The sequence below is a fragment of the Candidatus Angelobacter sp. genome, from assembly GCA_035607015.1.
Lineage (GTDB): Bacteria > Verrucomicrobiota > Verrucomicrobiia > Limisphaerales > AV2 > AV2.
On record DATNDF010000286.1, the window covers coordinates 1 to 6,085 of the forward strand.

Annotated in this window: 5 protein-coding genes; all 5 read left to right on the forward strand. The window is 58.3% G+C overall.

Annotated features, from left to right (window positions below):
* On the forward strand, window positions 1–1,603 hold a 1,603-nt coding region (locus tag VN887_11540; protein HXT40635.1), incomplete at its 5' end, for a DUF1800 family protein.
* Window positions 1,604–1,637: 34 nt separating this feature from the next.
* The gene (locus VN887_11545; GenBank protein HXT40636.1) at window positions 1,638–3,251 is read left to right on the forward strand and encodes a DUF1501 domain-containing protein; all 1,614 of its coding nucleotides are present in this window, start codon (window positions 1,638–1,640) and stop codon (window positions 3,249–3,251) included.
* 38 nt (window positions 3,252–3,289) lie between these two features.
* On the forward strand, window positions 3,290–4,222 hold the full coding sequence (locus VN887_11550) for a DNRLRE domain-containing protein (GenBank protein HXT40637.1): 933 nt from the start codon (window positions 3,290–3,292) through the stop codon (window positions 4,220–4,222).
* Between the two features lie 80 nt (window positions 4,223–4,302).
* A complete protein-coding gene (locus tag VN887_11555) occupies window positions 4,303–5,055 on the forward strand; it encodes a class I SAM-dependent methyltransferase (GenBank protein ID HXT40638.1) in 753 nt (250 codons plus the stop codon).
* Window positions 5,056–5,131: 76 nt separating this feature from the next.
* On the forward strand, window positions 5,132–6,085 hold a 954-nt coding region (locus VN887_11560; GenBank protein ID HXT40639.1), incomplete at its 3' end, for a lipase maturation factor family protein.

The following is a 6,085-nucleotide window of genomic DNA, read 5'->3' on the forward strand; positions in this document are numbered from 1 at the left end:
CAGCAGCCTGACCGTCCGCTTCTCCGGAAGCTGGGTTACCAGCACACCCTATCCCGTGTCGTCGTATACCAAGTTGATTTATGGCGGGGCGAGCATTGATGACCTGCGCGGCTGGCACGCCCTGCGCGCCGTGCAATCGAAGCGCCAGTTGCTGGAAGTGCTCGATCAGTTCCTCGAGAACCATTTTGTCACGCAATACTCGAAATCGAGCGACTACTTCACTACATACTACAGCGATGGGAACCTCACGGCTCAATTGGCGGGACAGCTTGAGTTCAAAGAAAACCAGCGCTGGCGTCAGGCGCTCATGAACCCGCAATGCACGTTCTATGACCTGTTGCGGATCAGCGCCGAAAGTCCGGCGATGATCATTTATCTCGATACGGTCAACAGCAAGGGCAACGGCAGCAACATCGCCAACGAAAACTACGCGCGCGAATTACAGGAACTCTTCACATTCGGCGTGGACAACGGCTACGACCAAAATGACATCACGATCATGTCACGCGCCTGGACCGGCTGGTCGGTGAACATCATGGCCGCTACCAACGAGTTCAATCCGTTGGCGACCGACCTGCGTACCTTGAATCCGGGCGTGGCGGTGTCGAATCTGGTCGGTGTCTGGTCGTTCCAATACAAACCGGGCAATCACAACACCAATTCCAAAACGATCTTTCCCAACAAGACCGTTCCGGCCCGATTCGGAGCTCCTTACGCGGGCCGGAGTTATCAACTCACACTGCCCTCCCGCACCGGCACGAATGGCATCGCCGACGGCTACGACGTGATCGCGCATCTGGCAAATCAACCATTCGCGCAGGAATACATCAGCGTCAAGCTCTGCCGTCTCCTGATCCACGACGATTTCGTGCACGGTGTCTATGACTACTCCGACCCCAACCTTTCGCCCGAAGGCCAATTGATCCACCAGTGCATGATGGCCTGGGAGAACGGCAATCCCAAGGGTCAGATCCGCGACGTTCTTAACGTCATAGTTAACTCCGACCTGTTTCGCAGCCACGAGGGATCGCTGCAAAAGGTCAAGACGCCGCTCGAATACGAAATCAGCGCCATTCGCGCGCTCAGGGCCGCCTATACCAACGGGACCTTCACGGCGGATCTGGATTCGACGAGCGCCGGCGTTGGCACGCCCTTGAGCCGCATGGGAACCATGCTTCTCTTCGATCGCGCCGAACCCAACGGCTATCCCGAAGCCGGGCCGGCCTGGATCAGCGCCGGCACGCTGGCCGAGCGCGTTCGTTACGTGCAAGCACTCCTGATCGCGCCGGGGCAAAGCGGCCGTGGTGATTCCGGCAACAGCACGGCCAATCCGGTTGCCTTGTTGAAATCGAAACTGCCAGGCGCAAGTTGGAATGACGCCGGCGCGGTGGCAGATTACTTCCTCGGCATTCTGTTCCCGGGAGAAGGGAGGGCCAATCTTGATGATTATCGCACGGCCGCGATCAACTTTCTCAACACGTCGGATGACGGGGTGACGCCCTCTCTGTTCAGCACCCTGGCGAACGCCTCAACCACCTACGACACGCGCGTTCGCGGCATGGTTTCCGCGCTGATGACGTCGCCGCGCTTCCAGGAGCAGTAACCTTTCACCGGCCTTTCGATCAAACAACAAGCTTATGCAACACTTCAATATCATCACGCGGCGCGGTTTTCTGGACCGGAGCTTCAAAGTGGGACTGGGCGTCGCCCTCTCCACGCTCGTCGATATTCCTCTCGTCGTAAAACGCGCGCTCGCTGAAGGCACAATCGGCGTGCCCGGGGCGAACGGGAAAACGAAAAAACTCCTGTTCATCTTCCTGCGCGGCGCCAACGACTCCCTGAACGCCGTCATTCCCATCCAGGACACCGCGTACAATTCCACGAACCGCCCCACGCTCATGATCCCGCGGGACCCGGCCACGGATTATTCGGCAACGACGGGGACCTGCGATTTCCCGCTCAGTGCCGCCGCGACGGATCCGACCTTCAATTACGCGAACGCCATCCGTCTGGGTAACGGTTTTGCGGCCCTGCACCCGTCGCATAAATTCCTTGCCCCGGTGTATAACGCCGGCGACCTGGCGCTCATACATCGAGTTGGTTACCCGAAACAGTCGCGGTCCCATTTTGATTCCCAGAACTATTGGGAGACCGGCAACCCCAACAACAATCTGGTCAAGGACGGCATTCTGTACCGAACCATGGTTGAGTCGGGACTGGCCAACACCAACCCCCTCACGGGAGTTTCGTTTCAGTCCAGCCTGCCGCTGATCCTGCGCGGTTCGGCAGCGGCCATGACGAACCTCAGCGATCCGACCCGCTACAATCTGCTCGGCATTCCCAACACCACGCAGGGGAATACAAAAGCCGATGCAGCCATCAACACCGTTAATGGCTTTCCCTTCGCAGACAAGAAAAACCGCGAGCTGCTGAATCTCCAGTATAAAAACCTCAACGACACCCTGGCAACCTTTGCCGCGCTTAACTTCTCCGAGGCAGGCAACACGTTCGTGGACGACACCGGCACCGACAACGATTCGGCCCCTTATTATCTGTTCCCGACCACCAATGCGAAGAACGGCGGCTACGCGCTTCACGCCAATGATCCTCAAAAGTACGTCGTGGACACGGGCGCGTATGGTTTTTTCGGCAGCCTCAAGGCAGCCGCGCTCATTTTGAACAAGACCGACGCCATCGTCGCGGGCACCGAAATGGGCGGTTTCGACACCCACCAATCGCAAGGCACTTTGACCGGAGGCCATCCCAACCTGCAACGGCGCATTGCGTGGGCGATGTACGGGCTTCGGAAGTATTTCCTGAACTACGGTGACAAGGCGACATGGGACAACCTCGTGATCGTCACCCTTTCGGAGTTCGGACGCACCACGGTGGAAAACTCTGACCGCGGCACCGACCACGCCGAGGCGGGTGTAATGTTTGTCGCGGGCGGAGCGGTAAAGGGTTACAACAAAGGCAACAACACAGGCGCGTTTGGCTGCCATCCGAGCGACTCCGTGCCGTGGGTGACGGGCCAGACGGGTTCGATGTTTGGCGCCAGCAGTCGTTATTTGAAACGGGCCTACGATTATCGCTCGATTCTCGGCAAGCTGATCCGCGACCATCTTGGCGCGACCCAGAACCAGTTGAACCGGATCATTCCTGGCTACACTGACAGCCGTGAAAATCTCCAGGCGGGCGGCGTTTGCGCGATCGACAACACGCCGATCATCGGCGAGCCAAACATCGTGTAACGTTGCTTTCCGGATCCGCGGTACGTTAGATTCCCCGAGTGTCATCCCGAAGCGCGCGATTTGTAATCGGCCTTGCTGGCGTTCTGGCTTTGGGTTTTCCCGCGCAGACCGACACGGCCGTTTTGATTGCGGTGGCCGACACAACCCTCGTCGAAAGCTCTCCGAGCAACAACCTGGGCGGCGCGCTGATCGTCAATGCCGGCACCACGCAGAACTTCACCCGGAATCGCGGGCTCTTTCGTTTCGATCTGACTTCCCGAGTCCCGCAAGGGTCGTTCATCACAAATGTCGATTTCGTCGTCGAAGTCACCGGCGAGCCGAAGGACGGGTTTACGCCTTCGCCATTCGGATTGCATCGAGTGCTGAAATCGTGGGGCGAGGGGAACAAGGCTTCCCCCGACCCGATTCACCCGGGACAGGGCGCGCCTGCAACGACCGGTGAGGCCACTTGGAATGATCGGTTCGCATTCACAACGAACGCGTGGACAATCCCCGGTGCGGCGGCCACAAATGACTATGTGGCCGACCTCAGCGCCGAGACCATCGTGTATGGCATCGGTGACTCGCCCTACACATTTTTCTCGACCCCGGAATTGGTCGCCGACGTGCAAGCCTGGGTGGACAATCCGGGGACAAATTTCGGCTGGATGGTCGTCTGCAAGTCGGAGGACATCAACTTCACCGCGCGCCGCTTCGCTTCCCGCGAGGACACAGGCTTTGAACCCTACATTGTGGTCGAATACACGCCGCCGCCCGGAATCGATTCCATCACTGTCACCAACGGGGGGTTGGCCCTTGACTTTACCGCGCTGGCCAACCAGGCGTACGTCGTCGAAATCCGTGATTCGTTCGCCCCTTCGTCCGCATGGTCAGCGTTGACCAACTTCTCCGCGCAGCCGACAACGACCAATCTTGAGGTTTTCGACTCCATCACCAACGCGCAACGGTTTTACCGCCTCCGACTTCCATGAGCATCCACAGGTCGGTTTTGGTTTGGTCACAAACAGAGCCGGCCGTTGAACTCGTGCCAAATCAGGGCTAACCTTTCCGCATGAGAAATCACGCGCGGCCCGTTTCCCAGCTTCTCCTCCTTTGCCTGGCCACCGGTTGGAATGGCGCCGTCCGGGCCGCAGACGAGAATGCGACGACCGGGCCGAACGCCCGTTACGAACACCACGCCCAACATGATCCGAACGGCATCGGCGCTTTTTATATGGGCCGGGAGATTGCTCACGTCATGGGCCACCAGGCGGCCGACTGGCTGGAACGTCCCGAACGGGAGGAGGAAGAGAAACCGGAGTTACTGCTCAGGGCTCTCAAGCTCAAACCGGGCGACGCGGCGGCTGACATCGGCGCAGGCACCGGTTATTACAGCTGGCGCATGGCAAAAGCGGTCGGTGAAAAAGGTCGTGTTTACGCGGTGGATATTCAACAGGAGATGCTCGACCTGCTCGCCGAAAAAATGGCCGAACGGAAGATTACCAACATCAAAGAGGTGCTGGGAACGGTTACAGATCCCAAACTGCCCGCGGCCTCGCTTGATCTGATATTGATGGTGGACGTGTATCACGAGTTCGATCACCCGTACGAAATGATGGAAGGGATATGCAAGGCGTTGAAGCCCGGCGGACGGGTGGTCTTCGTCGAGTTCCGATCCGAAGATCCCAAGGTGCCGATCAAGGAAGTCCACAAAATGTCCGAAGCTCAGGTGCGCAAGGAAATGGCCGCGCAACCACTCGAATGGTTGGAAACGATCGAGACGCTGCCGTGGCAGCACATCATTGTGTTCAGGAAGAAAGTTTAGCCAGTGGTATCGCCTGTTGCATTCAGGTTGTATTGATTCCGCCGAAGGATCGGGGCGATCACCGCCTTTCCCATTCATGGAAAAAGCTTCTTCCGCTTTCGCGAGAACCTGCTCCAGAATCCAGAGCGAACGCGGCCAATGCTTCCTCACCCGCTGGCTGTTCCTTCGTCTCCTCGGAATCATCTATCTCGTCGCGTTCGTTTCCCTGTGGACCCAAATCGATGGATTGATTGGACGCAACGGAATTCTTCCGGCGCGTGATTACCTCACCACGATCGGTGGACAACTTGGCCCCGAACGCTTCTGGTGGCTGCCGACTTTCTGCTGGATCAGCCCTGGCGACGGTTTCCTCCATCTTCAGTGCGCCGCCGGAGTTTTGCTTTCGCTGCTGCTGATCGCAGGCGTGGCGCCGGTCCCGGATTTGATCCTTCTCTGGGCCATTTATCTGTCACTTTCGACCGTGTGCCGCGAGTTTCTCGGATTCCAGTGGGACATTCTCCTGCTGGAAACCGGTTTCCTCGCTATTTTCTTCGCGCCGCGCCAATGGCTGCCGCGCTTCTCGCAGGAAACGCCGCCTCCATTGACCATGCTCTGGCTGTTTCGCTGGCTCCTGTTTCGGCTGATGTTCATGTCCGGATCGGTAAAGCTCCTGAGCGGCGACGCAATGTGGCGCAACCTCACCGCGCTGACCGTTCACTACGAGACGCAGCCGTTGCCGACCTGGATCGGGTGGTACGCGCATCAACTGCCCGCCTGGTTTCAGAAAATGTCCTGCGGCATCATGTTCGTCATCGAACTGGGTGTCCCGTTCCTGATTTTCCTTGGACGCCGTGCCCGCCAGGCCGCCTGTGCCGCCTTTATCCTGCTGATGCTGCTGATATCCATTACCGGCAATTACTGTTTCTTCAATCTCCTTACCATCGCACTTTGTCTGCTATTGCTGGACGACTCTGCGCTGCGAAGATTCGTCCCGGCGCAGTGGAAAGATTTCGCGAGTCCGAATCCGGCGGCCCGCTCCGGGAGATTCGTA

What these genes read in the sequence shown, in the direction of transcription:
- VN887_11545 (HXT40636.1), top strand. Translation starts at nt 1,638, where the DNA reads ATGCAACACTTCAATATCATCACGCGGCGCGGTTTTCTGGACCGGAGC.
- VN887_11555 (HXT40638.1), top strand. Translation starts at nt 4,303, where the DNA reads ATGAGAAATCACGCGCGGCCCGTTTCCCAGCTTCTCCTCCTTTGCCTG.